Genomic DNA, 26,118 nt, shown 5'->3' on the forward strand with positions numbered 1-26,118 from the left:
GATCTCCATCCTTGGTGAGGGCGGTGTCATGTGAGGGCGCTGCGCCACTGCCGACGGTAGTGCGGCAGCCAGGCGGCGGGGGCCGCGCCATGCTCGGCGATCAGCCGCTCTACCAGTCGCACCATGCCGGCGCGGGCCGACAGCACCGCCACCAGATCGTCGAGCCCGCCGAGGTCGAGGGCGCAGGCGACCGACGCGGTGCCTTGCTTGAGCAGAAAGCGCCGGCCGCCGACGGTGAGGTCCTCGCGCACCGCGCGGAACTCCGGCTCCGTCAGCTTCAGCCCGTCCCGGTAGTCGGCGGCGTCGGCCCGCGGGTTCGGCATCAGGATCTGAGTCGGGCACTGCTCGATGATCGAATGGGCGATCGGGCTTTTGAGTGCGTCGGCCGGCGATTGGGTGCCGAGCATCACCAGCCCGTTCAGCTTGCGGATGGTCTTCAGCTTGTCGTTCACCAGCTCGCGAAAGCCGGGGTCGAGCAGCGCCTTCCAGAACTCGTCGATCACCAGCACCAGCCGGCGACCGTCGAGCAGGCGCTCCACCCGGTGGAACAGGTAGGCCAGCACCGGGCCGCGGGCGATGGGGTCGTCGAGGAGTGCGGTGACGTCGAATCCCAAGAAGGGAGCGTCGAGCGCCAGGGCGTCGGCCTCATTGTCGAGCACCCAGCCGAGCGCGCCGCCACGGCACCAGCGCTCCAACCGGGCGCCGGGGCCGCCGGCTTCGGCTTGGCCGAGGAAGGCGCGCAGTTCGCCCAGCGCGCGCGCCTCGGGCGGCAGCGCCAGCACGGCGCGCAAGCCCAGGTCGAGCCGGCGCTCGGCCTCCGGCCCGAGTCCGACGCCCGGTTCACTGATCAGCGGCCGCAGCAGGCTCTTGAGGAAGGCGATGTCGGCGGGGGAGCCGGTGAGAGCTTTCAGCGGCGCCAGGCCCGACGGCGCACCGGCCGGCAGGACGAGGTAGGTGCCGCCGAGCGCGCGGGCCAGGATGTCGCCGCCGCGATCCTTGTCGAAGAACACCACCTGCGCCCCCTGGCGTCCGGCCAGCGCCGCCAGGAACAGCATCAGCGTCGTCTTGCCCGAACCGGCCGGCCCGGCGACAAAGACGTTGCCGAGGTCGCTCACCGTGCCGGTGGGGGCGTGCAGGTGGAAGCGGTAGGCGGTGCCCCCGCTGGTGCGCAGCAGGGTCAGCGGCTCGCCCCAATGGCCCTGCGCCGCCCCGGCCGGGTAGTTGTGCAGGCTGGCCATGGCGGCGAAGTTGCGCGAGCTGATCGCCCCGGGACGGGTGCGCAGCCGCAGGTTTCCTGGCAGCTGCGCCCAGTAGGCCGCCTCCAGCGCCAAATCCTCGCGTGCCACCACAGCACCGCTCTCGGCCAGATCGCGCCGGGCGCGGGCGGCGACCTCGCGCAGGCCCGCCAGCGTGCCGGCGAAGATGATCAGGCTCAGATGATGGTCGCCCATGACGAAGGCGTTGGAGGCCAGGAGGTCGGCCGCCTCGCTGAGCGCCGCGGTCTGGCTGGCCGCCTTGTCCTCAGCCGTCACCATCTGGTTCTGTTTGCGGGTCAGCACGGCCTGGGCCGCCTGCTTGGGGAGAAAGCCGAAGCTCTGGGTCAGCACGCAGCGGTAGGGGGCGGCCAGCACCGCGTCGAACATGCCGGGCCAACTGGTGGCGGGATATTCGCGCAGGCCGAAGGCGGCGGCATAGCTGGAGCCGCCGGGACCGCGGATTTCGATCGCCTCGCGCCCGACGATGACGCGGTCGGTGTAGATCGCGCCGCCGAGATGGCCGCTGACCAAGGGCACCGACAGCGATTGCCCGGTCAAGATCAGCCGCAAGGCCTCGGCCGGCTCGGAGAACAGCACGCCGCCCTGCTCGCGCAAGCCCAGACGCCGGGCTGTGTGGTCGTCGAGTTCGGCGAGGAGAGTGGCGACGATGGCATCAAGCGCCTCCAGGGACACGGGGCTGGCCGGGCGGGCAAGGTCGCCGCGCCGGCGCCGGGCGAAGAGGCTGGCCAGCCGGCTGCGCTCGCCGGCTCCGGCCGGGCGCAGCAGCACCGACAGGTAAAGACGGTTGCAGAACAGCCCGCCGGCCAGCAGGCGCGCCCGGTAGGCGGCGTCGAGCTCACGGGCGAAGGCGCTGGCGCAAGGGGCAGCGGGATAGCAAGGGTCGTTGTCCAGCGTACGGACGGTGTGGGTGGCAAGCACCAGCCGGTCGGACGCGATGTTGCGCAGCAGCAGGTTGCGCCGGGCGTGGCGGGCATTGACCTCAGCGGCCGCCGCCATCTCGAAGCCAGCGCCACCGAGTTCGATCATGGCGAGCAGCGCGCCGTCATCGAGCAGCAGCGTGCCGGGGGCGGCGTGGCCGAGATATGGGACATAGGTGTCGGGCTCGCGCTCGCGCGTCCAAAGCGCCGTGTCAGGCATGGATGCGGACCTCCCGGGTGCTGCGGGCGGCCCTCAGCGGCAGCGGACTGACCGAGGAGCCGCCCCAATAGCCGGTGTTGCGGGCACGCGCCTTGGTGTCGGCCCACAGCCGCAGTGTGCCGAACAGATGGACGTCGCGGGCCACCAGAACCCGCAGGGCGTGGTGGAGGACGACGCCGATCAGCAGCCAGGCGGGGTTACCGGCCAGGACGAAGACGATGCTGGTGGCCATGCCGTTGACCGCCACCGCCTCCAAGGGCACGCCGCGCCACATCGCCGGGCGGGTGCAGGCGAGGAACAACGGGTCTTCGACGAGGATGTCGGCCTCCATGTCAGGCCCCGACGATCTGGGTGACGATCCAGGCGGAGGAGAAGATCAGCATGATGCCGAGCAGCACGCCGCCGGCGGTGCGCAGGCTGAGCGCGCCCATCACCGCGCCGATGCCGAGGATGCAGATAGCGATCACCGCGATCAGCTTCCCGGGGGTGCCGGTGAGGAGGTTGACGAGATTCTGCAGGAAGGTGCTGAGGTCGCCGCCACCGCCGGCCGCCTGGGCAAAGGCGGGGGCGGTGGCCAGCAATACCAGCAATCCGACGCCGAGCGCCGTCAGGTGGGAGTGGCGGATGCGGCCGGCGCGGGCGCTGATGAGGGCGGGCCCGGCAGCCGGGCGCAGGGCGGGCACGGAGTGGAAGTTGACCATGGACGAAGGCCTCCTCGAAACTGGGCTGGGGGCTTGTCAGGACGCTAGGGTCGGCCCTCCGGTGCCGGCGGGCGGTCCGGCGGGTGCGGAGCGGGTATGGCCGGCAGCGGCGGTGGCCTCAGGGCGCGCTCGCGGTCGCGACGGGCCCGCGCGTAGACATCCCAGGCCGGCGGCTCCGGCTCGAGGACCGCCGCGGCTGCGGGCGGCGAGGGTGCCGGCCTCTCGGGATCGGAATTTGCTGTCCCCTCCAGCCGGATCGCCGGCACCACCGCGGTTGCCGCGGCATGAACGCGGGCGACATAGCCGTTGGCGACGCCGCGGGAGGGCGAGCCGGTGTAACGCGACAGCGCCCGCACCAGCGCCTGTTGACCATCCTCGCCGTCCTGGAGATCGAAGCCGCCCGCCAGCACCCGCGCGCCGGCGGCGATGTTACGGCAAGCTTCGAAAGCGTCGGCCACGCTGAGGCCAAGTTGGGCCAGGGTGGTGCTGTTCAACTGCATCAAGCCAAGATCGAGAGAATGACCCCGGCGCAAGTGCTCGGTCGCCTGGGCGACTGCGGCGGCGGGGCTGGACGGGCGGTGGGAGCAGCCAGCGCTGGCATCGCCGATCGCCAGCGGATCGAGGCCGGTTTCGGCGTGGGCGACGGCGGCGAGCGTGCCGACATGCACCCCTGGGCCGCAGGTGGCGGCCAGCTGGAGGAAAAGCGCCATTGAGAGGGTCATCGCCATTCTCCCGGCCGGAGAGAGGCGGCACCGGCACCGGCCGCCCAGAGCCGGGCCGACGGGTGGGCAAGGCCCGGCGTCTCAGTCCAGCGGCAGCGGTCCGGTCGCCGCCAAGTCTTGGGCGAGTGCTTTGTAGCGGGCGAGTTCGGGGTCGCCGGCGAGGTAGACCGGAACGCAGCCGGCAAAGCCGAACTCCACCCGGATGAGGGTGAGCAGGCGGTCGAGGTCGCGGTAGGTGCGGTCGCCGCGGTCGTTCCAGGTGCGCAAGGGCAGGAAGTCGCGCCGCCAACTCGCCCGCAGATAGGCGAGATGCTCGACTGCGCGGCCGATGCTTTTGGTGACGACCAGAACATTGCGGATGCGACCGCCCTCCTGGAGGGCCTGCCTGATCTCGCCTTCCTGCAACCCGGTCGCCAAGCCCCGCTCCCGCCGTTCCGCCCCCCTGCGCGCCGACAGGGCGGCCCGGCCCGGTCGACCGGCCGCAGCCAGCCAGTGTCGTGAGGCGTCCCGCCTGCCGCTGCTGTCTTACCAGCGCAAGCGCAGCTGGAGCGAGTGGTACTTGCGGATAGGCACCTCATCATTCCGTGGGCCTCCCTTGGAAGAGCGCACAGGCGTTTAGAATGAAAAAAAGGACGGTGTTTTTATAAAAACACCAATCGCGGAGGGCAGGCTGGATACAGCGGAAACGGGAAAATCATTGCCGCGCGAACACGCAGTGGGGTGGGACAAAAAGCGGCTTTCTGCCGGTCTTCCGGGACTCGTTCGTGCAAGGAGGACGCGAACGGCGGTCGCCTTTGTAGTCACGCACGCTGAGCCGACATTTCGCCGACGATCAAAGCGATTTTGTAAAAACGCCCCGGTGCGGGCCCGGCCTGGGGACGGCGTGCGGCTGGGCACCCCCCTTTGAGGAGGTCCGATGAAAACATTGGCCGTGATGAACGAGAAGGGCGGGGTCGGCAAGACCAGTCTCACCGCCCATGCCGGCTGGTATCTGGCCGAGCGCTTCCGCACGCTGGTGATCGACCTCGACCAGCAGGCCAACCTCACCGCCACGCTGGGCGCGCATCTTGGGCGGGTCGACAGCGTCGACCTGTTCGTCCGCCCGACCCGGGTGCCGGAAGCCGGCCGCCTGACCGTCACCCGCTCGACCCGCGACCTGCTCGGCGTGGAAGGGGCGGAACGCGCCTGCATCGCCACCTTCCGCGACAGCCTTGCGGCGATGGCGACCGATTACGACGTGTGCGTGATTGACACCCCACCGGCGCTGACGAACCGCACCTTTGGCGCCCTCTTGGCAGCCGACGCGGTGCTGGCGCCAATCGGCATCAACGATTACTCGCTCCAGGGGGTGGCCGAACTCTTACGCGCCATCAAAGGGGTGGCGCGGCACTATGACCGGCCTGAGCCCCTGTTTCTCGGGCTGTTGCCCTCGATCTTCGACCGCAAGAGCCGGCGCGAGCGCGCGCTGTTCGAGAGCCTGGCCGCCGACCTCGGCCAGCTGCTGTTTCCCGGCCTGCTGGCCAAGCGCGATGCTTATGCCCGTGCCGCCAGCGACCGCGCGCCGGTCTGGGCGATGCCGGGCAGTGCGGCGCGCGAGGCGGCTTCGGAGATTCGCGGCGTGCTCGCCACCGTGGCCGAGCGGATGGAACTCCGGCCATGAGCGGGCCGGTCAAACCGCGTGCCGCCTTCGCCGCGGCCAGCTTTACGGCGTTGCGCGCGGCGTTGGGCGAAGGGCAGGGTGAGGTGCTGCACCTGCCGCTCGCCGACATCGACGAGGACCCCGGTCAGCCGCGCACCCTCTTTGAGGAAGAGGAGTTGGCGCTCTTGGCCGCATCCATCCGCGCGCACGGCGTGGTGCAGCCGGTGGTGGTGCGGCCGGCGGTGGACGGGCGGTACCGGCTCGCCTTCGGGGCGCGGCGGCTGCGAGCCGCCCGGCTGGCCGGCCTTGCCGACATCCCAGCGGTGATCCGGCGGGCGGGCGACGGCGACTTCGCTGGCCAAGTGATCGAGAACCAGCACCGCGCCCCCCTGTCCAACAGCGATCTCGCAACCGCCATCAGGCGGCTGGCGGCAGACGGGCACACCGGCAAGCAGATCGCCACAATCTGCGCACTCAAGGGGTATGAAGTTTCGGCGTTCCGCCAAGCCGTCAACTTTCCGCCCGAACTGCGGGCGCGCATGGACCATGCCGACATGCGGGCGCTCTACGACCTCTATCGGCAATGGCGCAAGACCCCCGACGCCGTGCTCGACGCCCTGCCAGCGGCCGACGTGGTCCTCACCATCACCGATGCGCGTCGGATTGTCGGCGCCATCACCGGCCGACCGACCGGCAGCCTCGTTCCAGATCGGCCGATGCCAGCATCTGCGGCCCCGGATCCAGTTCATGACGGCACCAGCGTGCCGGCTGCCAGCCTCCCGCACGGTGACCTTTTCCACGGTACAAACCCCACCATGCCGGAGGGGTATGGGCGGAAGAAGGACGAATCGAAGCTGAAGGCAGCCCCGGGACCAACGGCGGTCGGCACGGTGCAGCAGCCGGTGTTCCTTGTTACGGCCGGCGACGGGGCGGAGGGCCGCCTGATCGTCGATCGGCGGGCCGGCGGGGCCGGATTGGTGCTGGTGGCCTACGCCAGCGGCGTCGCGGAGGTAAAGGCGGCCGATCTGCGCATCGTGCGCGTCGAGTGACCGGCTTATTGGGAGGCGAAGCGCATCGCAGGTTTTGCACGGTGCAAACGCAAGCGGGTCTTTGACGGCATCGAGGATTAGGGAGGGAAGGGGGAGGGCAGGATATGTTTGGTGGGAGCAGGTTTGAAACGAGGCTGGCGTGATGCCGCCAAAGCCCGGACAGAAGATGGTTGGAGGCTATGTCGATGCCGCTCTGGCTGAGCGGTTCCAGGCCTGGGCGCGGCGGACCGACGGTGGTGCCTCTGCCGCGTTGCGGCGGCTCATCCTCCAGGCGATGGACGGTCAGACGCCGGCCGCGCCGCAAGGGAGCGGAACGGGCCACCAAGTCGGGGTCCGCTTCAAGGACGCCGAGCGCGCGGCTCTGGCCGAGGCCGCCCGGGCCCATGGCACCAGTTCCGCGACCTGGCTACGCTCGCTGGCCTTGGTGCACCTGATGGGGCGGCCGCAGTGGAATCCGGCGGAGGTGGAGGCGCTGCGCGCGGTGTTCCGTGAACTGCGGGCCATCGGCACCAGCCTCGAGCGCAGCATTCGCACGCTGACCCAGGCTGCCGATGCTGGCCTGTGTCCGTGGGAACACCGCGACGCCGCGCGCAAGGCCGGCGATCTGGTCCGGATCGAGATGCGCCGCCTCGTCGCGGTGATGACCGGCAACTTTGATTATTGGGGCCTGCCGGATGCCGAGCGCCCGGATGCGGCGCCAGGGGCGGCCGAGCGTGCCGCAGCCGCAATCCGCATGGCCGAAAAGCGTCGGAAGAATCGGCCGCGGCGGCTGGCCGCGCGCTGCCGTGAGGACGGATGATATGCGCGGGCACAGGGCTGGCGTGATGCGCGGTGGACGCAAATTGAAGCGGCGCCAACCGGATTGAAATCGATCAAAGCACTCCGTCGCGGGGCTTCGCTCCGATCGCCGCCCAGGAGATCTCATTGACCCAGGCGAGCTGCACGTCTTCCAGCCCGGCGCCCGTCATCAGCGCCTCGACCTCGTCGCGGCGCCAGTAGTTGGCGATCTTCGGCAGCATCTGGTCGAAGACGATGGAGCGCAGATGGGCGAAGTCGAAGCGCCGGATCAGGCGGAAATACTCCAGCCGGTCCAGCCCCAGCCGCAAGGCCAGCCACAGCAGGGCGGTCGGCGGCAGGGACAGCGCATGCACTAGCCCGATCGGCAGGCGGCTGAACAGCGCCTTGCGCAGCGGGTCGGCGAACCGGACGATCCAGCCGTTGTTCTCGCGGCCATAGACCCAGATCATCACCCGGCCGCCGGGTTTCACCGCGCGCACCATGTTGGCGAGTGCGGTTTCTGGATGGGCCAGATGGTGGATGACGCCGATCGAGAAGGCGAGGTCGAAGCGCTCCACCTCGTTCAGCTCATAGGCGCTCTGGCGGCGCACCTCCATCGCCGGATGCGGCGCCAGCGTGGCCCGCGCCGAGGCGAGGCTGCGCTCGTCGATGTCGATGGCCAGGCCGCCGGCGGCGCCATAGCTCATCGGCCAATGGCTGTTGCGTCCCATGCCGCAGCCGACGTCGACGAAGGTCAGGCCGCGCCAGTCCTCCGGCGCCATGAAGGGCGTCCAGCGGCGGAACTGTTCCTCGTAGATGCCCTTCAGCTCGGCATAGCGGCCCCATTCGTAGCCGAAGCGGTCGGCCGACCCGCTGTGCACCGCGGACGCGGCGTCGGGGGCGGGGGAGGAGGGCGGCGCTTCGCTCATCGCGGCGGTCCGGTGTGGTGGATCGGGAGAAGGGGCTATCGGTAGAAGCCGGGGGGCGGGCTTGTCAAGCCAAGCGCCCGGTTGCGGCATCGTCGCACCAGCGCCGCCAGATCAGCCGGTAGGCGGTTTCCAGGTTGCGCATGAAGCGCGTCTCGTCGCACAGCGCCGATGCCCTCACCCGCTCGCGCATGCCCATGCGCAGCCGCATCAGCCGGGTCAGGTCGCCGGCCAGGTCGGCGGCGATGGCGGCATAGCGGTCGGGGGTGGCGGCGACCAGTTCGGGCAGGCCGATGGCGGTCATCAGGCTGGCGCCGACACGGGCGGCGTGGCGCGAGCCGGCCAGCGTCACCAGCGGCGCCCCCATCCACAGCGTGTCGCAGGTGGTGATGGTGCCGTTGTAGGGATGCGGATCCAGCGCGATGTCGATGCGGTTGTAGGCGGCCAGATGTCCGGCCGCGTCCCTGATGAAGCCGACGAGGTCGAGCCGGTCCGGGTCGACGCCGACGGCGGCGAAGCGCGCCTTCATCGCGGCGGCGGTGCCGGGATCGGACAGCGGCCGGTCCTTCAGCAGCAGGCGCGCGTCCGGCGCCCGGCGCAGCACCTCGGCCCACAGCGCGATGGTGCCGTCCGTGATCTTGGACAGCTTGTTGAAGGACCCGAAGGTGACGGCTCCGGTCGCACCGGCCGGCAGCGGCACCACGGGCGGGGCGGAGGCCGGGGGGCGGAAGCACAGGAAGGGCGCCGGCAGCCGGACCAGCGTTTCCACCGCATGGGTGTCGGTCGGGCCGACCGGATCGCTGACCGGATCGACGATGCGGTAGTCGACCGACGTCATGCCGGTGCTGTTGGGATAGCCCAGCCACGTCACCTGCACCGGCGCCGGGCGCAGCGCCAGCATCGGCAGCCGGTTCAGCCCGGAATGGCCGGCAAGATCGACCAGGATGTCGATGCCGTCGGCACGGATCTGCGCGGCCAACGCCTCGTCGTCCAGATGGCCCACATCGCGCCAGCCGTCGGCCTGTGCCTTGAAGCGGGCGGTGTGGGCGTCGCCATGGGCGACCGGCAGGATCGAATAGCAGACGATCTCGAACCGGCTGCGGCTGGCCGTCTCGAACAGGGGCGTCAGGAAATAGGCGCCGAGATGCTCGCGGAACTCGACCGACAGGTAGCCGATGCGCAGCCGCTTCTCCGGATCGGGGCGGTTGGCGTGCGGGATCGCGGGCCGGCTGCTGGCTCCGCCCTCCGCCCGCTCGCCCGTCCGGCCGCCCGCCCGCCCGCCGAATCTCTCGTCGAAGCGCCGGTGTTCGGCCAGCAGGCGCTCGCCCGACAGGTCGAGATAGTTGAGGCACAGAAGCCGCTGGCTGGCGACGCGCGGATCGTCCGGCAACAGCGCCTCGGCCCTGTCGAAGGCCAGGGCGGCCTCCGCCGCCTCGCCGCGCATCTGCCGGGTCACGCCCAGGTTGAACCACAGCCCGGCACCCTGTTGCGGATCCAGCCGGATCGCCCGGGTCCAGCAGCGCACCGCCTCGTCCAGCCGGTCGCCGCCATAGGCCTCGCCCCCCAGCCCGACCCAGGGCTTGTCGTAGTCCGGCCGCAGGATCAGGGCGGCACGCAAGGCCGCCGCCGCCTCGGCAGGGCGCTTCAGCTCGGACAGGATGACGCCCAGATTGTTCCACAGGTCGGCGGCGCCGGCGTCCTGCGCCAGCAGGCGGCGGTAGAGATCCGCCGCCTCCTCCAGCCGCCCCGCGCCCAAAGCGTCCAGCGCTTGGCGTTTCAGCGTGCCCAGGGTGGACGAGGTCATGGAGGGGATCAGGCCAGACGGGCTTCGACCTGCTCGCACAGGTAATGGTAGAGGCAGATATGGACCTGCTGGATCAGCGGGGTGGAGCGCGACGGCACGTCCAGCAGGATGTCGCTCAGGGCCGCCATCTTGCCGCCGCCTTCGCCGGTCATGGCGATGGTGGTCATGCCCAGGCGCTTCGCCACCTCGAAGGCGGCGATGACGTTGCGCGAGTTGCCGCTGGTGGAGATGCCCAGCAGGACGCCGCCCGGCTCGCCATAGGCTTCGGTCTGGCGGGCGAAGACGCTGTCGTAGGAATAGTCGTTGCTCCAGGCGGTCAGGACGGCCGCGTTGGAGCTGAGGCAGATCGCCTTCAGCCCGCGCCGCTCCTTCAGGAAGCGGCCGACCAGTTCGCCGGTGATGTGCTGCGCGTCGGATGCCGAACCGCCGTTGCCGCAGACCAGCAGTGCCTTGTTGGCGCCGAGCGCCGCCGTGACCGCCGCGACCGCCGCCTCGACCCTCGCGGGGTCCAGGCTGTCCATGGTGCGCCGCAGGACGTCGATGGCGGCGGTGAGGCAGCCGTGCAGCGAAGGGGCGGCGATGTCCTGTGAGTCCATGGGGTGACTACCTTTGCGTGACCGATGGTGCGTTTCGGCGGCGAGGGGGCGGCGATGGGACAGGATCGGAGCATGGATCCAGGCACGCGCCCTGTGCAGCGGCCAGTGCATCCTATGGAACGCGGTGGCCTGTCAACTGCAAGCCGCGCAATGACACGCCGTTGAGGCTGTTCACCAGCGTCGAGACCGCCACCTTGGGCGGCGGTCCTCGAGACGATGCACCTGGTCGCCCTCGTTTTCCCTCTCGATCATGCTCAGCGACGAAGTCGGCCGAGGCTGAGGCGAAGATGGTTCGGGTGTCGTCCAGCATGGTCGCGGTGAGCACACGGCGACGGTATTTTGGTCACGAAGACGATCTGAATGTGCGTGGCGAAAATACAGAGCCAGTCAGTGCCCGACGTCGCTTTCCTCACATCACAGGACATTGTCAGGAGGCTGTGCATGATCGACCGCAAGGCGGTGCTGTTCCGCCTCTACCCAACACCCGAGCAGGCCGCCCAGATGGCGCAGATCGCGGGGGCGTGCCGATTCGTCTACAACCTTGCCCTGGAACAGCGCCGGAACTGGTACCGTCCTGGCCGGAAGTTCAATTTTGCCAGCCAATGCCGCGAGCTCACCCAGCTGCGGGCCGAGGTGGCGTGGCTGAAGACGGCGCCGGTCCACCCCCTGCAACAGGCGTTGCGCGATCTGGAGCGGGCGTATCAGAACTGGTGGGCCGACCGCGCCCGGGCGCCGACCCCGCGCCGAAAGAACGTGAACGACAGCTTCCGCTTTCCCGATCCGGTTTCGCTGGCGGTCGAGCGCACAGGCGCCTCGTCAGGCCGCGTGAAGCTGCCCAAGTTGGGCTGGGTCCGCCTGCGCGGCTGGATGGCACTGCCGGGCGATATTCGCAACATCACGGTATCCCGCCGCGCCGGGCACTGGTTCGCCGCCGTGCAGTGCGAGCGCGAGGGTGCCGAACCCGTCCCATCCCCTCTGCCACCTATCGGCATCGACCTTGGCGTGGCGGCGTTCGCCGCCCTCAGCGACGGCACCAGCATCGCCCCGGTCAACCACGGCAAGGCAGCGCTGAAGAAACTGCGCAAGGCGCAGCGTGCCCTGGCCCGCAAGGCGCGGGGGTCGGCCAACTGGCGCAAGGCGGTGCGGCGGGTCGGCAAACGTCAAAAGCGGGTTGCCGACGCCCACAAGGACTTCCTCCACAAGCACAGCACGGCCATCGCCAAGAACCACGGCGTGGTCGTTGTGGAGGCGTTGCCGGTGCGGGCCATGTCCGCGTCGGCACAAGGAACGGTCGTGGAGCCGGGCCGCCGGGTCCGGCAGAAGGCGGGGTTGAACCGGGCCATCCTCGATCAAGGCTGGGGTCTGTTCCGCACCATGCTGGCCTACAAGCTGGCGGATCGCGGCGGCACGCTGGTCGAGGTGCCTGCCGCCTATACCAGCCAGACTTGCGCCTGCTGCGGCCATGTCGATGCCGCCAACCGGCCGAGCCAAGCCGTCTTCGTGTGCGGGCGTTGCGGCCATAGGGCCAACGCCGACACCAACGCGGCGATCAACATTCTACGGCGTGCGGGCGGCGCGTTGAAGCCTGTGGAGGAACACCGCACCAAGCGGCCCGATGAAGCAGGAACCAGCCAGGGGGCTGCATGATGCGGCTCTCTGGAACCTTCGCCCATCAGGGCGGAGGGGATGTCAGGGCTTTCCCATACCGTCCGGAACGCTTATTTTCGGTCCTGTGTCCCGGCGGCGGGACGAAAATGGCAAGGGTGGCCAATGACGACGCGCACGGTCCGGCTGGGCCCCCTCAGCGTGAAGATGTACTGCGCGATCGGCATGATCGCCGTGTCCTGGGCCCAGCTCGAGGACATGGTATCGCTGTGCATCTCCCGGCTGCTCGGCGCCGATCACACCGAATTCCTTCCCATCGCCTCCAACATGCAGGTCAAGGCCCGTTTCGACGCGCTGAAGGCCATCGCCGGCCTGCGCCTGCCCGCCGACGAAGCCAAGGCCCTGGTGTCCCGCTGCGACGAGGCGCTGGAGCTTGGACGCGAGCGCAATAAAATTCTGCACGGTTCCTGGATCCAGGGCGAGACGGACGACGTCGCCATCCGCCTGAACTACCGCGCCCACGGCCGCATCTCGGCCGATGCCCCGGTCATCTCCGCCCGTGAGATCGCCGAGATCAGCGACCGCATCACCATGCTGACCGAAGGCTTCGCCCAGACCCTCCAGCGGCTTGGCCTGTTCGACCCCAGGAACCCGATGCGGAACCCGGCGCGCGGCTCCGCAACCGAGGCGGCCAAGCCGCCGGAAGCGGCGGACTGAAGAAGGGATAGGCGAAGGAGCGGGAGCAGCGCTCCGCCCCCTACAGCCACACCTTGAACGGCACCAGCCCGCGGTTGCCCTCTTCGGGATGGACCAGCAGGCGGGGGGAGGGGTTCAGCGCGGCGGCGGTGGCGGCGAAGGCTCCCGTGCTGATCGCCAGGATGTCGGCCCGCGTCATCACGTGGAAATCCTGCAGATACTCCAGCCCCTCCCAGCGGACGGGGAAGTCGGCCGGGGTCACCGGGTCGAAGCGGGCGAACTCGGGCACGACGCTCGGCTCGTCGGTGGCGACGAACAGCACCGGATCCTCCAGCGTCGGCCACAGCCCGTCCAGCCAGTCCAGATAGAGCGACAGCGGCGTGTAGTCCCGGTTCCACCAGTCGGTCTGGCGGATGTGCACGGCGACCAGCGTCCGTCCGCGGCGGCGCAGCGCCTCCACCGGCGGCTCCAGGAAGCGGTCCCAGCAGGGGCGCGGGGTCAGCCATGACAGGATGTCGGCCCGCCGCTCCGTCAGCATCGGGTTGACCGGCGAGCCGCCCAGGAACAGGTCGCGGTCGCGGAAGGGGTCGGCCACCCGGTCGTCGAAGCCGCGGGCGAAGTCCTTGCGCTGTTGCAGCCAGCCCTGGAATTCCGGCAGCGCCGACGGGTCCAGCCGCGGATCGTCGAGGGAGAAGAAGGCATGCCCGACCCAGTCGGGGGTCAGGAACTCCATCCCGTATTTCTCGGCATAGAGGCGGACGGCGACATACTCGTTCACCGTCTGGGCGAAGCGCCCGTAGGAGCCGAGCGAGGCCATGGTCAGCCGGGGGCGGTCGCGCCGCACCTCCCGCCGCCGGTTCCATCCCCCCTCTTCCCCCGGCGGCAGCGAGCGGTCGAAGCGCATCAGCGAATAGGCGATGTAGGAGGGCGAATAATTGCCCTTCAGCGCGACCGAGCGCTTCAGCAGCTCGTAGGCGCCATCGGCATCGCCCCTGGCCCGGCGCACGTCGGCCAGCCCGGCCATCGCCTCGGCATGGTCGGAGGATCCCTGGAGGACACAGTCGAACGCCAGTTCCGCCCGGTCGAGATGCCCGCACTGCAACAGCGCAAGCCCCAGGTGATGGAGGATGTCGACCGACCCCTGATTGCGGCGCAACGCCTCCACCAGGATTGCCACCGCGCGGGCCGGTTCGCGGTTCTTGTAGGCGGCTATGCCCTGGACCAGCAGGGCATGGGCGTTGCCGGGATCGACGGCCAGGATGCGGCCGCAGATGTCCATGCTGATGTCGAGCCAGCCCGAATTGCAATAGTCGAGCGCCTGCTTGACGGCATCGGGGACCGCCTTCCGCTGCCCCGGCAGGGTTTCGATCTCGATGGGAGCGGCGGTTTCGCTGGCGGCGACCATAAAGGGTACCCGGAAAGGATGGGGCGGAGTCGCGTTGAATTGCACCCGCGCCGGCCGGGGGGTCAAGCTGCCTTGTTGCAAGGCTCAGGAATTTCACCGATCTTCCTGCGCTTTCCGGCTCCATCGATCCGGATGTCCGATCTTCCCTGCCCCGGTTCCAGAACAGCGCCTGTGCCATGACCACGCTCCATGACCTCCTGACCAGGGCCGTCGGCCTGCACCAAGCCGGTGAAACCGACCGGGCGATCGTGCTCTACCGCAGCATCCTGGCGGTCGATCCGGCCCAGGCGGATGCCCTCCATCTGCTTGGGCTGCTGGGGCGTCGCACCGCCCCCCTGCACGGGGCGATGCTGGTGGACTGCGCCCTGCGGCTGGTGCCGGCCCATTCCGGCGCCCTGTTCAACCAAGCCAACTCCCTGGTGCAGATGGGCCGGCTGGACGCGGCCATGGCGCATTTCCGCCGCAAGCTGGAGGTGGAGCCGGACTGCGTCATGACGCTGTCGCGCCTGGGACGGGATGCGCTTGCCTGCGGGCGGCTCGATGAGGCCGAGCGGCTGCTGCGCCGGGCCGCCGCGATGGAGACCGGGGACAAAGCCGCCGACCTGCTGCGCCATGCCCTCCAGCGCTGCGTCACCGCCCGGGCGATCCGTGACGATGCCGCCGACCCGTCCCTGCCGCCCGGGCTGGTGGTGCGCGGGGTCTTCCGCGACAGCAGCGGCTATGCCTACGTCGTCCGCCGCTTCGTCCAGGAGCTGGTGGCGGCCGGGATCCGGGTCCGGCTGGTCGATCTGAATTATGGCGGCGCCGACAACCTGCCGGACAGCCAGATCGACCCGCTTCTGCTCTCGCTCGACCGGCCGGTGCGGGCCAAGGCGGTGGTCACCGTCACCACCCCGCCGGCGGTGGAGAGTGTTCCGGGGCTGAAGACCATCAATTTCAGCATGTTCGAGGCGGTCGACATCCCGCCGCTGTGGGCGGGCCACAGCCGGCGCCACGACCATGTCGTCGTCGCCACCGAATCCTCGCGGATGGCCTGGCTGCGCGCCGGCCATCCGCCGGACCGCATCCACATCTGCCCCGCCGGGGTGGAGACGAACGCCCCAGGGGACGCCTCGCGCGCCGCCCCCGCCGTCATCGTCGACAATCTGGGCCGCCGGCTGGCCGACTATCCGGTGCGCATCCTCAACGTCTCCGATTTCAACGACCGCAAGAATCTGGACGGGGTCCTGCGGGTCTGGCTGCGCACGACGCGGAAGGAGGATCCGGCCGCCCTGCTGCTGAAGCCCGGCAAGGCCGCCGGGGTCTCCGGCGGCATTCGCGATCTTCTGGCCAGGGTGTCGGCGCAGACCGGCCGGACGACGGAACAGGCGGCTCCGGTGTTCCTGGTGGAAGGCAAGCTGTCGGATACGGAGATGACGTCGCTCCACGCCGCCTCCACCCATTACTGGAGCATGTCGCACGGCGAGGGCTGGGATCTGCCGATGGCCCAGGCCGGAGCGATGGGACTGACCCTGCTGGCCCCCGACCACAGCGCCTACCACGCCTATCTGGACGCGCAGGTGGCGCACATGATCCCCAGCGCCGTCACCCCCGGCATCGGCGCCTATGTCGGCCAGAGCTGGTGGAGCCCCGACGAGGGCGAAGCCGCCCGGCTGCTGCGCGCGGTCATCGACGACCCCGCCGGCACCCGCCGGTCGGCGCAGGCCCATCTGCTGGAGCATTTCAGCTGGCAGGCCGCGACCCGCCGGCTGATCGCCCTTCTGCGGGAGCTGGACGCGCTGTGACCAGCCTCGCCGCCCCCGGTCTGGGTCCGGCCGCGCCCGATGCGGCCTCCCGCCTGCCGAACCCCGTCACGCTGTTCTGCTGCCTGGCTCCGCCCGACTACTACCGCCGGCCGCTGTTCTCGGAGCGCGAGGTGTTCTGCGGGCCCGACTGCCCGACGGTGGAGACGGGCGACGGCTTCGCCTCGCTGAACACCCCGCCCGGCGAGTTCGATCTGCCGGCCATCACCGCCCGCCTGCCGGCGCACCAGCGTCCGGAACTGATCGTGGTGAAGGCCGACGCCACCCGGCGCAACCTTCCCCGCGGGCTGGACCGGCTGCCGGGGACCAAGGTGCTGCTGGTCGGCGACAGCCACCATTTCGCCAGCCCGCTGCGCACGCTGCTGGCCTATGGCGCGATGGAGAATTTCGACGCGGTGGTGCTCGACCACACCCGCCAGCATGCCCATGCCTTCCTGGAGGCGGGGTTCGACCGCGTCTATTGGATCCCGGCGGTGGACTATGCGCTGCGCCGGCGCGACATTCCCGCGGTCCCCGACCGTCCGCTCACCTTCGTCGGCCAGATCGGCGCCTTCCATCCCTGGCGGCGTCATGTGCTGGACCGGCTGGTGGAGGTCGGGCTGCCGCTGGTGGGCATGCAGGCGCCGCCGGAAACAGCGGCCGACATCTATGCCGGCTCGCAGATCACGCTGAACGTTTCGCTGAACGGCGACCTCAACCTGCGCGTCTTCGAGGCGCTGGGCGCCGGCGGCTTCCTCGTCACCGACGCCCTGTCGGACGATGCCGGGCTGGAGCGCTGCTTCATCCCCGGCCGCCATCTCGCGACCTACCGTTCGCCGGACGAGCTGGTGGAGCTGGTGCGCCATTACCTCGACCATCCGGATCAGGCGATGGCGATCCGCCGGGCCGGGCAGGCGCATCTGCTGGAATTCCACAGCCCGCAGGTCAAGCGCGCCCAGTTCCACGCCGCGGTGTTCGACGACCGCGTCGACCCGGCGCTGGAGGTCCGCGGGGAGCGGCGCGGGTTGTCGGCCCTGCCTGTCCGGGGTGCCGGCTTCCGCTGCCGTCTCGCCGCCTACGAGGCGTTGCAGCGGTTGCAGCTGACCGCGTCGCGGCTGACCGTCCATGCCGCCGAAGAGGACGGCTTCGCCGTCGACCTGCGCCTCATGGTCCGCGACCTGCCGCGGGTGGCCTTCGCCACACCGGGCGACGCTGCCAATCCCGATCCGGCCGACCCGGTTGCCCTGCCGCTGCCCCCCTCCGCCGCCCGCGTGCGCGATGAGGCGGTGATGCTGCTGCCCTGGCCAGGCCGCCAAACCGACAGGGCGCAAACCGACAGGACCGAAACCGACCGCCGGATGGTCCGGCTGCCCGGCGCTTCCATCCTCTGTCCCACCGCCTCGGCGCGGGACCATGCCGAGGCCTCCGCCTATCTTGCCGGCTGGGGCTTCGCGCCGGCCGACGCCGGCTCCGGCGGACCGGGCGGCATCCTGTTCCAGTGCGCCGACGTGCTGCGCTATGCCGGACGCTCGCTGTCCGATCCGGATCTGGCGGCGGAGCTGGCACCGGGCCTGAGGCGCGCGCGCCTCGCGGCGCTGGAGCCGGTGCTGCAGACCCCCGACCAGATGGTCGGCGTCGCCCAACTGGCCGCCCGCTTCCGCGACAACGATCTGGCCGAGCGCTTCCTGCTGAAAGCCGTCGGGCTGGACCGTGGGCTGACGGATGCGCTCGCCGGGCTGGCCCGCCTGTGCGCGGCGGGCGGACGCCCGGTGGAGGCGTCGATCTATCTGGGCGAGGCCCGGCGTGCCGCCGGCCTTGCCGGGGAGGCCGATCCCGCCCCCGACCTGGACGCCGGTGCGCTTGCCGCCGCGGCCGGCGGCCATCCGGGGCTGGAGCGCTACGGCGCGCTGTTCCGGCAGGCGACGGTTTCCTCCACCGGGCGGCCGCGCCGCATCCTGGGGGTCACCAACCTGTTTCCGCCGCAGGAGTTCGGCGGCTATGGCCGCAAGCTGTGGGAATTCTCGGCCGAGCTGATCCGCCGCGGCCATGCGGTGAAGGTGCTGACCGCCGATATACCCGAGCTTGCCCGGCCGGGCATCGCCGGCACCGAGGACATCGAGGCGCAGGTCGACCGGTCGCTGACCCTCTACGGCACTTGGAAGTCCGGACGGGCCTTCACCCATGACGACCCGGCCCACTGTTCGGCCCTGATCCGCGCCAACATCCGCCGCGTTCTGGAGACCGCCCGCGACTTCCGCGCCGACGCCTGCCTGGTCGGCAACCTCGACATGCTGGCGACCGAGTTTCTCGACCCGCTGACCCGGGAGATGGGGGTTCCGGTGCTGCATTGCCTGGGCAACCAGCATCCCGGCTACGCGCCGGAAGCCGCACCCCGTTCCCCCCTCTACCGTGCCGGGCCCGCCAGCGGCTGGGTGGCGGAGCGGCTGGCCGCCGGCGGCTACGGCCTGTCCGCCACGGTGATCCACCCCGGCGCCCGCGTCGATTACTTCCACCGCGCGGCGATGCCCTCGATCGACCGGCTGCGCATCGCCTTCGCCAGCCTGTTCGTCAACTACAAGGGGCCGCAGACGCTGATCAACGCGCTTGCGATCCTGCATCGCGAGGGCATCGACTTCGACTGCACCTTCGCCGGGGAGGCGCCGGACGCCGACCTCGCCGCCCGCTGCCGCGACTTCGTGGCGCGCCATGGCATGGCCGGCAAGGTGCGCTTCACCGGCTTCCTCGACCGCCGCGGCCTGTCCGGCCTGTTCGCCCGCTGCAACGTCCTGGTCTTCCCAAGCGTCTTCCAGGAGCCCTTCGGCATCTCGCAGGTGGAGGCGATGGCCGCCGGCCTGACCGTGGTCGGCAGCGGCACCGGCGGCAGCGGCGAGGTGCTGCGCGACGGCGTGGACGGCCTGCTGTTTCCCGCGGAGGACCATGAGGCGCTTGCCGGCCGCCTGCGCAGCCTGGTCAAGGACCGCGCGGCCTGGCAGCGCATGGCCCTGTCGGGCCGCGACCGCGCCCGCGACTTCACCGTCGCCCGCTCCGTCGACCGCATCGAAGCGGTGTTCGAGGAGCTGATCGGGCGGAAGGCGGAGCTTGAAGGCATACGGGCCTGACCATGGATCGGCACAGGTTCCAGCAGGTGGTCGATGGCATCGCCGCGGCGCTGGGCGGCGATCCGGCCTCGTTCCAGCTCAATTTCCGCATCATCGAGGCGGGCGGCGACCGTCGGCAGCTTTACACGGTCCTGGCGCTGCTGATCGGCCAGATCGGCGACGAGGCGGAGAAATGGCGGCTGGCCGACGCGCTGATCGATTGCCGGCCCGATGACGGGGAGCTGTATCTTGCCCTCGCCGACCGGATGGCTTTCGCCGGGATGGGCGTCCTTCAGCGCGACCCCGGAATTCCGCGCCAGGGCATCGCCCTTCTCCACCGCGCGCTGGAGCATGCGGCGCCGTCGCCCCTGCGGCTGCAGATTCACGCCAACCTGTCCTTCCTGTACAATGAGGCCGGCTGTCCGGAACTGGCCGAGACCCATGGCCGTGCCGCTGCCGGCAGCCAAAACGTCATCTTCCACCTCTGGCTCGCCGAAGCCCTGTTCCGCCAGGGCAAATATGTCCGGGACGGTCTGTGCGCGATCGATCTGTCGTCTCTCGCCCTCCGCCGCGCCGCCTGGGTTCTGGCGAAGGCCGACGAGGTCCTGCCGCTCCCACGGACGGAGGCGTCCGTCCTGCTGGTGTCGGTGGACGCCGCCTATTTCAAGCGTTACGCCGCCGCCCAGATCCTGAACCTGCATGAGCTGGGTTCGGCGGTCACGGTCCATTACCACATCATCAACGGCGACGATGAGGTCGACCGGCTGATCGGGCGTCTGCGCGAGGCGGTCGGCACCATGCCCCTCGTCTTCACGCATGAGACCTGGGCGCTCCGGGGAGATGCCTTCGACAAGCCTCACTATGCCTCCTCCCGCTTCCTCGTCGCGCCCGAGGCGATGCTGCGGCACAAGGCGAATGTGATCGTGTGCGACGCCGACGTGCTGTTCCGCGAAAAGCCGGAGGACATCGTCAGGGCGGCAGCGGACGGCGACGTCCTCCACACCGACTATCGCGGCGAACCCCTGTGCAGCCGCTACAACGCGTCCTTCGTCTGTTTCCGCCATGGTCCGGCCGGTTATCTGACGCTTCTGATGATCGCGGATTTCCTCAGGACCAATTTCGAGCGCTTCTATCTCTGGATGATCGATCAGGTGGCGCTGTTCGTCTGCGTCCAACGGGCGGCACAGCTGCTGGGCAGCGAGATGACCCATGCCGTCTGGCCCGACGCTGTCCTGCCGGCGCGGCCGGGGGACGAACTTCCGCTCATCCTGACCGGAGCCTTGTCCGGAAAGCACGGCAACAGCCCCTACAGCGAAAAGCGGGACGACATCCTGCGGGCCAACGGCTTCTGAAAATTACCAGCCGGTGAGAAAAAAGGTCCGGGATAACCGCCCCTTTCGATAGGAGAATGAAAGGCTGTAGAGTGGCCGTGCCGCAGTCCGCGGTGCGGTTTTCCTCCCGGTCATGACACTCACCCTTTCCGACCTGCCCGACGCCCCAGGCGGCACGATGCCCGCCTGTTCCTGCCTGTTGTGCAGCGCTGCCGGTTGGAGCGCTCCCGCCATCGCCGCAGCGCCGGATTTGCAGGGAGCGTCACAGGGCATGCTTCCGCAGGCTACTGCTTCCGCCACCGTCTCGGCCCTGCTGGCGTCGGGGACGCCGCGCTGGGGCAGCGGCGGCGTCGGCAGCGGGGCAACCGTCACCTACAGCTTCATGGAGCAGCTGCCGTCCTACGCCACCAGCTCGGACAGGACAGGCTTCGCGCCGCTGTCCGCCACGCAGCGCGACGCGGTGCGCCAGGCCTTCGCCGCCTGGAGCGCCGTCGCCAACATCTTCTTCGTCGAGACCTCCGACAGCGCCAACAGCGGGCAGGGCGGGTCGATCCGCATCGGCACCAACCGGCAAAGCTCCAGCGCCGCCTACGCCTATTATCCGAGCGGCTCGCTCTATGACGGCGGCGGCGACATCTACCTTTCCAACAGCAGCGCCACCAACACCAGCCCGACGCCGGGAACCTATGGCTACCTGACCATCCTGCACGAGATCGGGCATGCCATCGGGCTGAAGCATCCCGGCAACTACAACGCCACCGGCGGCGGGGGCGAGCCGCCCTACCTGTCCTCGACCGAGGACAATTACCGCTACACGATCATGTCCTACAACAGGCACCCCAGCCTGGGACTGAACGGGCTGGCGACGGGGCCGGCGCTGTACGACATCGCGGCGGCCCAATATCTCTACGGCGCCAACGCCAACACCCGCATCGGCGACGACCGCTATGCCTTCGGCAGCAACACGGTCGCGGTCAGCCAGTCCATCTGGGATGCCGGCGGCACCGACACCATCGATGCCAGCGGCCAGGCATCGGCGGTCAGCATCGACCTGACCCCTGGCGCCTTCAGCTCCATCGGCCCCAACGGCTCGGGCGGGCTGGCGGTGGGCAATGTGTCGATCGCCACCGGCGTCACCATCGAGAACGCCATCGGCGGCAGCGGCAGCGACATCCTGATCGGCAACAGCGCCAACAACCTGCTGGTTGGCGGTGCCGGCGACGACACGCTGACCGGCGGTGCCGGCGACGACACGCTGCAGGGCGGCGGCGGAACCGACACCGCGGTCTACAACGGCAGCCGATCCTCCTACACCATCACCGTCACCTCCGACGGGGCCACCATCTCCGGCGGCGGCGAGGGCACCGACACGCTGACCGACGTTGAATTCGCCCTGTTCGCCGACACCCGCATCAGCCTGCTGCCTCCGGCGGTCACCGCCAGGGCCGGCCGGGTTTCCATCGGCTCCTCCGTCGGCATCGCCAGCCTGATCACGGCGACCGATCCGGCCGGGGGCCTCGTCACCCAGTATGAACTGGTCGACAACACCGACGGCGCCGGCTCCATCATGGTCGGCGGCACGGCTCAAGGTGCCGGCGCGGTGGTGCCGCTGACCGCGGCTGCCTTCGCCGGGATCACCTTCGCCGCCTCCACCCTGCCGGGCATCGACGAGCTGTCGGTGCGCGCCTACAACGGCATTGCGTGGAGCCGCTGGATCGGCTTCACCATCGCCTCGCGCCCGGCCAACCGGCCGCCGGCCGTCCAGGGCGACAAGACCCTGACCGCCCTGGAGGCCGGGCCGGCCATCGCGCTCGGCATCGACCGGCCGAGCGATCCGGACGAAGGCGACAGCATGACGGTGACGCTGGTCCGCCTGCCGTCCGCCGGCACGCTCCGGCTTGCCAACGGAAGCGCCGTCACCGGCGGGATGACGCTGGGCACGGCCGATCTGGCCGGCCTGACCTATCAGGCACCGACCGGCACCCCGGCATCGCCGGGGTCCTTCTCCTACACCGTCACCGACAGCCAGGGGGCCGTCAGCGGCCAGACCGTGACCCTGCGGGTGACCACGCTGGCCGAGACGATGGCCGGCTTCGACCCGCTGGCCTATCTCGCCTCCAACCCCGACCTTGCGGCGATTTTCGGCACCGACGCCGCGGCGGCGCGTGCGCATTACCTGTCCGCCGGCCGGGCGGAGGGGCGGGGGACCCGGTCCTTCGATCCGCTCTCCTACCTCGCCGCCAATCCCGATCTGGTGGCGGCCTTCGGCTACGACCTCGCTGCGGCGAGCCGGCATTATCTGACCCTGGGCCGCCGGGAAGGGCGGTCGGCCGGCAGCTTCGACCCGCTGGCCTATCTGGCGGCCAACCCCGACCTCGCCGCCGTCTTCGGCACCGACGCGACGGCCGCCACCCGCCATTACCTGTCCAGCGGACAGCGGGAGGGGCGCAGCACCCGGTTCGACGGCTACGGCTATCTGGTGTCGAACCCGGATCTGGCGGCGGCCTTCGGGCTGGACCCGGCGGCGGCGGCCCGCCATTACGTAACCTCCGGCCGGGCCGAGGGGCGCGGCATCACCTTCGACAGCCTGGCCTATCTGGCGGCCAACCCCGACCTCGCCGCCGCCTTCGGCACCGACGCCGCGCGGGCAGCGGGCCATTACCTGTCCAGCGGCCGGCGGGAGGGGCGCAGCACCAGCTTCGACGCGCTCTCCTATCTGGCGGCCAACCGCGACCTCGCCGCCGCAATCGGCAACGATCCGGTGCGGGCGGAGGAGCATTACATCCGCTATGGCCGGCTGGAGAACCGCAGCACCAGCTTCAACGCCCATGACTATCTGCTGGCCAATCCGGATCTGCTGAGCGTCTTTTCGGGCAGCGAGCAGCAGGTGAAGCTCTATGTCGTGCTCTACGGCAACACATCGCGGCGCGACGCCGCCGGCTTCGACCCGCTGAGCTATCTGGCCGCCAACCCGGATCTGGCGGCAACCTTCGGCACCGACACCGCCGCCGCCACCGCCCATTACCAGTCCATCGGCCAGGCGGGCGGGCGCCCGACCCGGTTCAACGCGCTTGCCTATCTGATGGCCAACCCCGACCTCCAGCGCGCCTTCGGCAGCGACCAGCAGCAGGCGCTGGTCCACTTCATCCAGTATGGCCGCAACGAGACGCGCCCCAACCCGATCGGCTATGTCCGCCCGGCCGCGGCCGGCTTCGCCGCGTCGGACGATGGGATGCTGGCAGCGGGGCTGGGGTGATCCGGCCCGGTCAGAATCCCGTCTCGCGGATCAGCACCGACGCGGCCATGCGCCAGAAGCGCTCGGCGATGCTGCGGGCCTCGCCCGCCACGCGGACGATGCCGCGGCTGACGCGCTCCGGCCCGTCCTGTGCGCCGCCTGGGGCGTCCGGCCCGACCTTTACCGGTTCGACGTCCAGGGTGATGCGGTAGACCGCCTCCACCGGGGCGAGCGCGCTGCGGGCGGAACCGCCATGGGGTTGCTGGCCCGGCTGGGGCCCCGCCTGCCCCTCCACCGCCACCGGACCGCCATTGACCGAGGCGAGCGCCGGCACGTCCAGAACCGACACGGCGACCGGGTCGACCGCGCGCACCGTCGCCGCGCGCCGGGGGGCCAGCGGGTCGTCGGGGTGGAACTGCGCTCCGGCCCCCGGGCTCAGCCGGTCGAAATCGCCTTCGCCGACATAGCCGACCAGCTCGCCGCTGCCCGGCGCCACCACCGTCGCCAGCGGCAGTTTCGGACCGATCCAGCGGCCGGGGATCAGCGCATCCTCCATGTCGCGCACGGTGCCCGACAGGGGAGCGCGCACCACCAGCCGGTCGCGGCTGTCGAGAATGCCCTGCCGCTCGGCCAGGGCGGCGGCCAGATCCTCCTCCATCGCCCGCACGCGGTCGAGCTGCTCGCGGCTGGCGGTCATGCGGGCGATCTGCTCCTGCATCCAGTCGATGCGCAGTTCGGCTTGGCCCAGCTTGCCCTCCAGGTCGGGGGCGGTCAGGCGGAACAGCGGTTCGCCCTCCACCACGCTCTGGCCGCGGGCGACCAGCGTCTCCTCCAGCCGGGCGGGGAAGGGAGCGTAGACGGTGGCGAATCCCGACGCCCGCCAGACAACGGGCACCGACACGGTGGCGGTCACCGGCAGCAGGGTCAGCCCGACCGCCACCGCCAGCCCGGCCAGCGTCAGCCCGGTGCGCAGGTTCACATGGAAACGGTCGCGCAGAGACCACCAGGCCTTGGCCTCGGTCAGGAAGGGGCGCGCGACGAACCAGCCGATCTCGATGGCGAACAACAGGATCCCCAGAACCTTGATGGCGACGTGGTAGACCAGCAGAGCGATGCCGAGGAACAGCACCAGCCGGTAGACCCAGGTGACATAGGAATAGGCCAGCAGGATGCGGCGCCGTCCCGCCGGCATCTCCTCCGGTGGAGCCATGCCGAGGCCGAACAGCCATTCCCGCAGCTTCCAGCGCGCCATGGCGAAGGCGCGCTCCTGCAGGTTGGGCACGTCCAGGGCGTCGGACAGCAGGTAATAGCCGTCGAAGCGCATGAAGGGGCTGAGGTTGATCGCCAGCGTGGTGACCCAGCTGACCGTCGCCAGGAAATAGGCGGCGCTGCGCAGCGGTCCGTCGGGCAGGAAGCTCCAGGCCAGCGTGGCGAAGACGGCGATCGTCAGCTCGGTCACCATGCCGGCGGCCCCCACCGCCAGCCGTTGCCGGCGCGACACCAGCCTCCAGGCGTCGGTGGTGTCTGTGTAGAGCACCGGCCACATCACCAGGAAGGCAACCCCCATGGTCGGCACCCGGCAGCCGAAGCGCTTGGCGGTGTAGGCATGGCCAAGCTCGTGGCAGATCTTGGTGCCCAGCAGGGTGACGCCATAGAGCGCCAGCCCTTCGGGCGAGAAGAAATGCTGGAAGGTGTGCAGGAAGGCATCCCACTGCCGCGCCACCAGCAACCCGGCCAGGAGCGCGGTCAGCAGCACCACGGCCATCCAGGCCCGGCTGTAGAGCGGCGCCACCAGCCCAACCGTCGCCGACAGGAAGCGGTCCGGCCGCACCAGCGGGATGCGGAAGAACAGGTAGTTGTGGATCAGCCACCAGAACCAGCCCGTGTGCCGCGCCGCCGCCTGGCGCGCCAGAAAGGCGGTGTCGGCGGTGACGGTCAGGTTGTTGGCCGCCAGGAACTGGTAGAAGCCGATGACGTCCTCGACCGTCGGCTCGAACAGGCTCTGCTCCGCCACCGCCGCGGCGATGGCGCGCGGGTTGGCATGGTGCCAGTGGGCGATCAGCGCGAATCCCTCCGGCCCGATGCGGAAATAGCGGTTGCGCACCGGGTCGTGGACGGTCCAGCCCGGCGCCCCGTCCTGTCCCGCCGGCGCCGGCAGCAGGGCCAGATCGTCGCGCAACCCCGGCAGCCGCACGGACGCCAGCGGATCGGCCGGGGCGGCAAGCCGCAGGGCTACGTCCCCAGCGCCTATCTGGCCGAAGCCCCTCCCGCGCGGCCCGCCGGCACCGAGCCTGCAACAGCCGCAAAGCCCGGCCGTTATGCCAGGGCCGACCGCGAGG

Annotated in this window: 19 protein-coding genes; 9 read left to right on the plus strand and 10 right to left on the minus strand. The window is 70.2% G+C overall.

Annotated features, from left to right (window positions below; translation table 11 throughout):
- Positions 1-26 precede the first annotated feature (26 nt).
- From GBZ48_RS22110 to GBZ48_RS22130, 5 genes are all read right to left on the minus strand, one after another.
- Positions 27-2,414 (minus strand): VirB4 family type IV secretion/conjugal transfer ATPase, encoded by a 2,388-nt coding sequence (locus tag GBZ48_RS22110; RefSeq protein ID WP_174472981.1) that lies wholly within the window; start codon positions 2,412-2,414, stop codon positions 27-29.
- A complete protein-coding gene (locus tag GBZ48_RS22115; protein ID WP_174472982.1) occupies positions 2,407-2,745 on the minus strand; it encodes a VirB3 family type IV secretion system protein in 339 nt (112 codons plus the stop codon). The genes GBZ48_RS22110 and GBZ48_RS22115 overlap by 8 nt, the downstream gene beginning before the upstream one ends.
- 1 nt (position 2,746) lies before the next feature.
- Positions 2,747-3,115, minus strand: a complete 369-nt coding sequence (locus GBZ48_RS22120; RefSeq protein ID WP_174472983.1) for a TrbC/VirB2 family protein — start codon at positions 3,113-3,115, stop codon at positions 2,747-2,749.
- A gap of 44 nt (positions 3,116-3,159) precedes the next feature.
- Positions 3,160-3,837, minus strand: coding sequence for a lytic transglycosylase domain-containing protein (locus GBZ48_RS22125; RefSeq protein ID WP_174472984.1), 678 nt, complete (start codon positions 3,835-3,837; stop codon positions 3,160-3,162).
- Positions 3,838-3,918: 81 nt separating this feature from the next.
- Complete coding sequence (locus GBZ48_RS22130; RefSeq protein WP_174472985.1) at positions 3,919-4,254, minus strand: hypothetical protein; 336 nt, start codon at positions 4,252-4,254, stop codon at positions 3,919-3,921.
- 499 nt (positions 4,255-4,753) lie between these two features.
- Between GBZ48_RS22130 and GBZ48_RS22135 the strand changes: the two genes are divergently transcribed.
- From GBZ48_RS22135 to GBZ48_RS22145, 3 genes are all read left to right on the plus strand, one after another.
- Positions 4,754-5,497: a ParA family protein gene (locus tag GBZ48_RS22135; protein ID WP_174472986.1), complete on the plus strand. Its 744-nt coding sequence runs from the start codon at positions 4,754-4,756 to the stop codon at positions 5,495-5,497.
- Complete coding sequence (locus GBZ48_RS22140) at positions 5,494-6,525, plus strand: ParB/RepB/Spo0J family partition protein (RefSeq protein ID WP_174472987.1); 1,032 nt, start codon at positions 5,494-5,496, stop codon at positions 6,523-6,525. Before GBZ48_RS22135 ends, GBZ48_RS22140 begins: the two co-directional genes overlap by 4 nt.
- A 142-nt stretch (positions 6,526-6,667) precedes the next feature.
- Positions 6,668-7,324 (plus strand): hypothetical protein, encoded by a 657-nt coding sequence (locus GBZ48_RS22145; protein WP_174472988.1) that lies wholly within the window; start codon positions 6,668-6,670, stop codon positions 7,322-7,324.
- Positions 7,325-7,397: 73 nt separating this feature from the next.
- On the opposite strand, the gene GBZ48_RS22150 is transcribed toward GBZ48_RS22145, so the two are convergent.
- The 3 genes from GBZ48_RS22150 to GBZ48_RS22160 all read right to left on the minus strand — a co-directional run bounded on the left by GBZ48_RS22150 (position 7,398) and on the right by GBZ48_RS22160 (position 10,628).
- Entirely contained in the window at positions 7,398-8,231 is an 834-nt protein-coding gene (locus GBZ48_RS22150; protein WP_174472989.1) for a class I SAM-dependent methyltransferase, read from the minus strand.
- A gap of 64 nt (positions 8,232-8,295) precedes the next feature.
- Entirely contained in the window at positions 8,296-10,032 is a 1,737-nt protein-coding gene (locus GBZ48_RS22155; protein WP_174472990.1) for an O-linked N-acetylglucosamine transferase, SPINDLY family protein, read from the minus strand.
- A gap of 8 nt (positions 10,033-10,040) precedes the next feature.
- Entirely contained in the window at positions 10,041-10,628 is a 588-nt protein-coding gene (locus GBZ48_RS22160; RefSeq protein ID WP_174472991.1) for a D-sedoheptulose-7-phosphate isomerase, read from the minus strand.
- A gap of 441 nt (positions 10,629-11,069) precedes the next feature.
- On the opposite strand from GBZ48_RS22160, the gene GBZ48_RS22165 reads away from it, so the two are divergent.
- Together GBZ48_RS22165 and GBZ48_RS22170 are read left to right on the plus strand one after the other, a co-directional pair.
- Positions 11,070-12,275, plus strand: coding sequence for an RNA-guided endonuclease InsQ/TnpB family protein (locus GBZ48_RS22165; RefSeq protein WP_174472992.1), 1,206 nt, complete (start codon positions 11,070-11,072; stop codon positions 12,273-12,275).
- A gap of 123 nt (positions 12,276-12,398) precedes the next feature.
- Positions 12,399-12,950: a hypothetical protein gene (locus GBZ48_RS22170; protein WP_211105845.1), complete on the plus strand. Its 552-nt coding sequence runs from the start codon at positions 12,399-12,401 to the stop codon at positions 12,948-12,950.
- 40 nt (positions 12,951-12,990) lie between these two features.
- Here GBZ48_RS22170 and GBZ48_RS22175 read toward each other — a convergent pair whose 3' ends face one another.
- Positions 12,991-14,334 (minus strand): hypothetical protein, encoded by a 1,344-nt coding sequence (locus tag GBZ48_RS22175; protein WP_174472993.1) that lies wholly within the window; start codon positions 14,332-14,334, stop codon positions 12,991-12,993.
- Between the two features lie 176 nt (positions 14,335-14,510).
- On the opposite strand from GBZ48_RS22175, the gene GBZ48_RS22180 reads away from it, so the two are divergent.
- The 4 genes from GBZ48_RS22180 to GBZ48_RS22195 all read left to right on the plus strand — a co-directional run bounded on the left by GBZ48_RS22180 (position 14,511) and on the right by GBZ48_RS22195 (position 23,800).
- A complete protein-coding gene (locus tag GBZ48_RS22180) occupies positions 14,511-16,118 on the plus strand; it encodes a tetratricopeptide repeat-containing glycosyltransferase family protein (protein WP_174472994.1) in 1,608 nt (535 codons plus the stop codon).
- Positions 16,115-19,234: a glycosyltransferase family protein gene (locus tag GBZ48_RS22185; protein WP_343049626.1), complete on the plus strand. Its 3,120-nt coding sequence runs from the start codon at positions 16,115-16,117 to the stop codon at positions 19,232-19,234. Before GBZ48_RS22180 ends, GBZ48_RS22185 begins: the two co-directional genes overlap by 4 nt.
- 2 nt (positions 19,235-19,236) lie before the next feature.
- Positions 19,237-20,565: a tetratricopeptide repeat protein gene (locus GBZ48_RS22190; RefSeq protein ID WP_174472995.1), complete on the plus strand. Its 1,329-nt coding sequence runs from the start codon at positions 19,237-19,239 to the stop codon at positions 20,563-20,565.
- A gap of 250 nt (positions 20,566-20,815) precedes the next feature.
- Positions 20,816-23,800, plus strand: coding sequence for a M10 family metallopeptidase C-terminal domain-containing protein (locus tag GBZ48_RS22195; RefSeq protein ID WP_246307372.1), 2,985 nt, complete (start codon positions 20,816-20,818; stop codon positions 23,798-23,800).
- A gap of 10 nt (positions 23,801-23,810) precedes the next feature.
- On the opposite strand, the gene GBZ48_RS22200 is transcribed toward GBZ48_RS22195, so the two are convergent.
- Positions 23,811-26,099, minus strand: a complete 2,289-nt coding sequence (locus tag GBZ48_RS22200) for an HlyD family efflux transporter periplasmic adaptor subunit (protein WP_343049628.1) — start codon at positions 26,097-26,099, stop codon at positions 23,811-23,813.
- Positions 26,100-26,118 lie beyond the last annotated feature (19 nt).

It is taken from the genome of Azospirillum melinis (genome assembly GCF_013340935.1).
Lineage (GTDB): Bacteria > Pseudomonadota > Alphaproteobacteria > Azospirillales > Azospirillaceae > Azospirillum > Azospirillum melinis.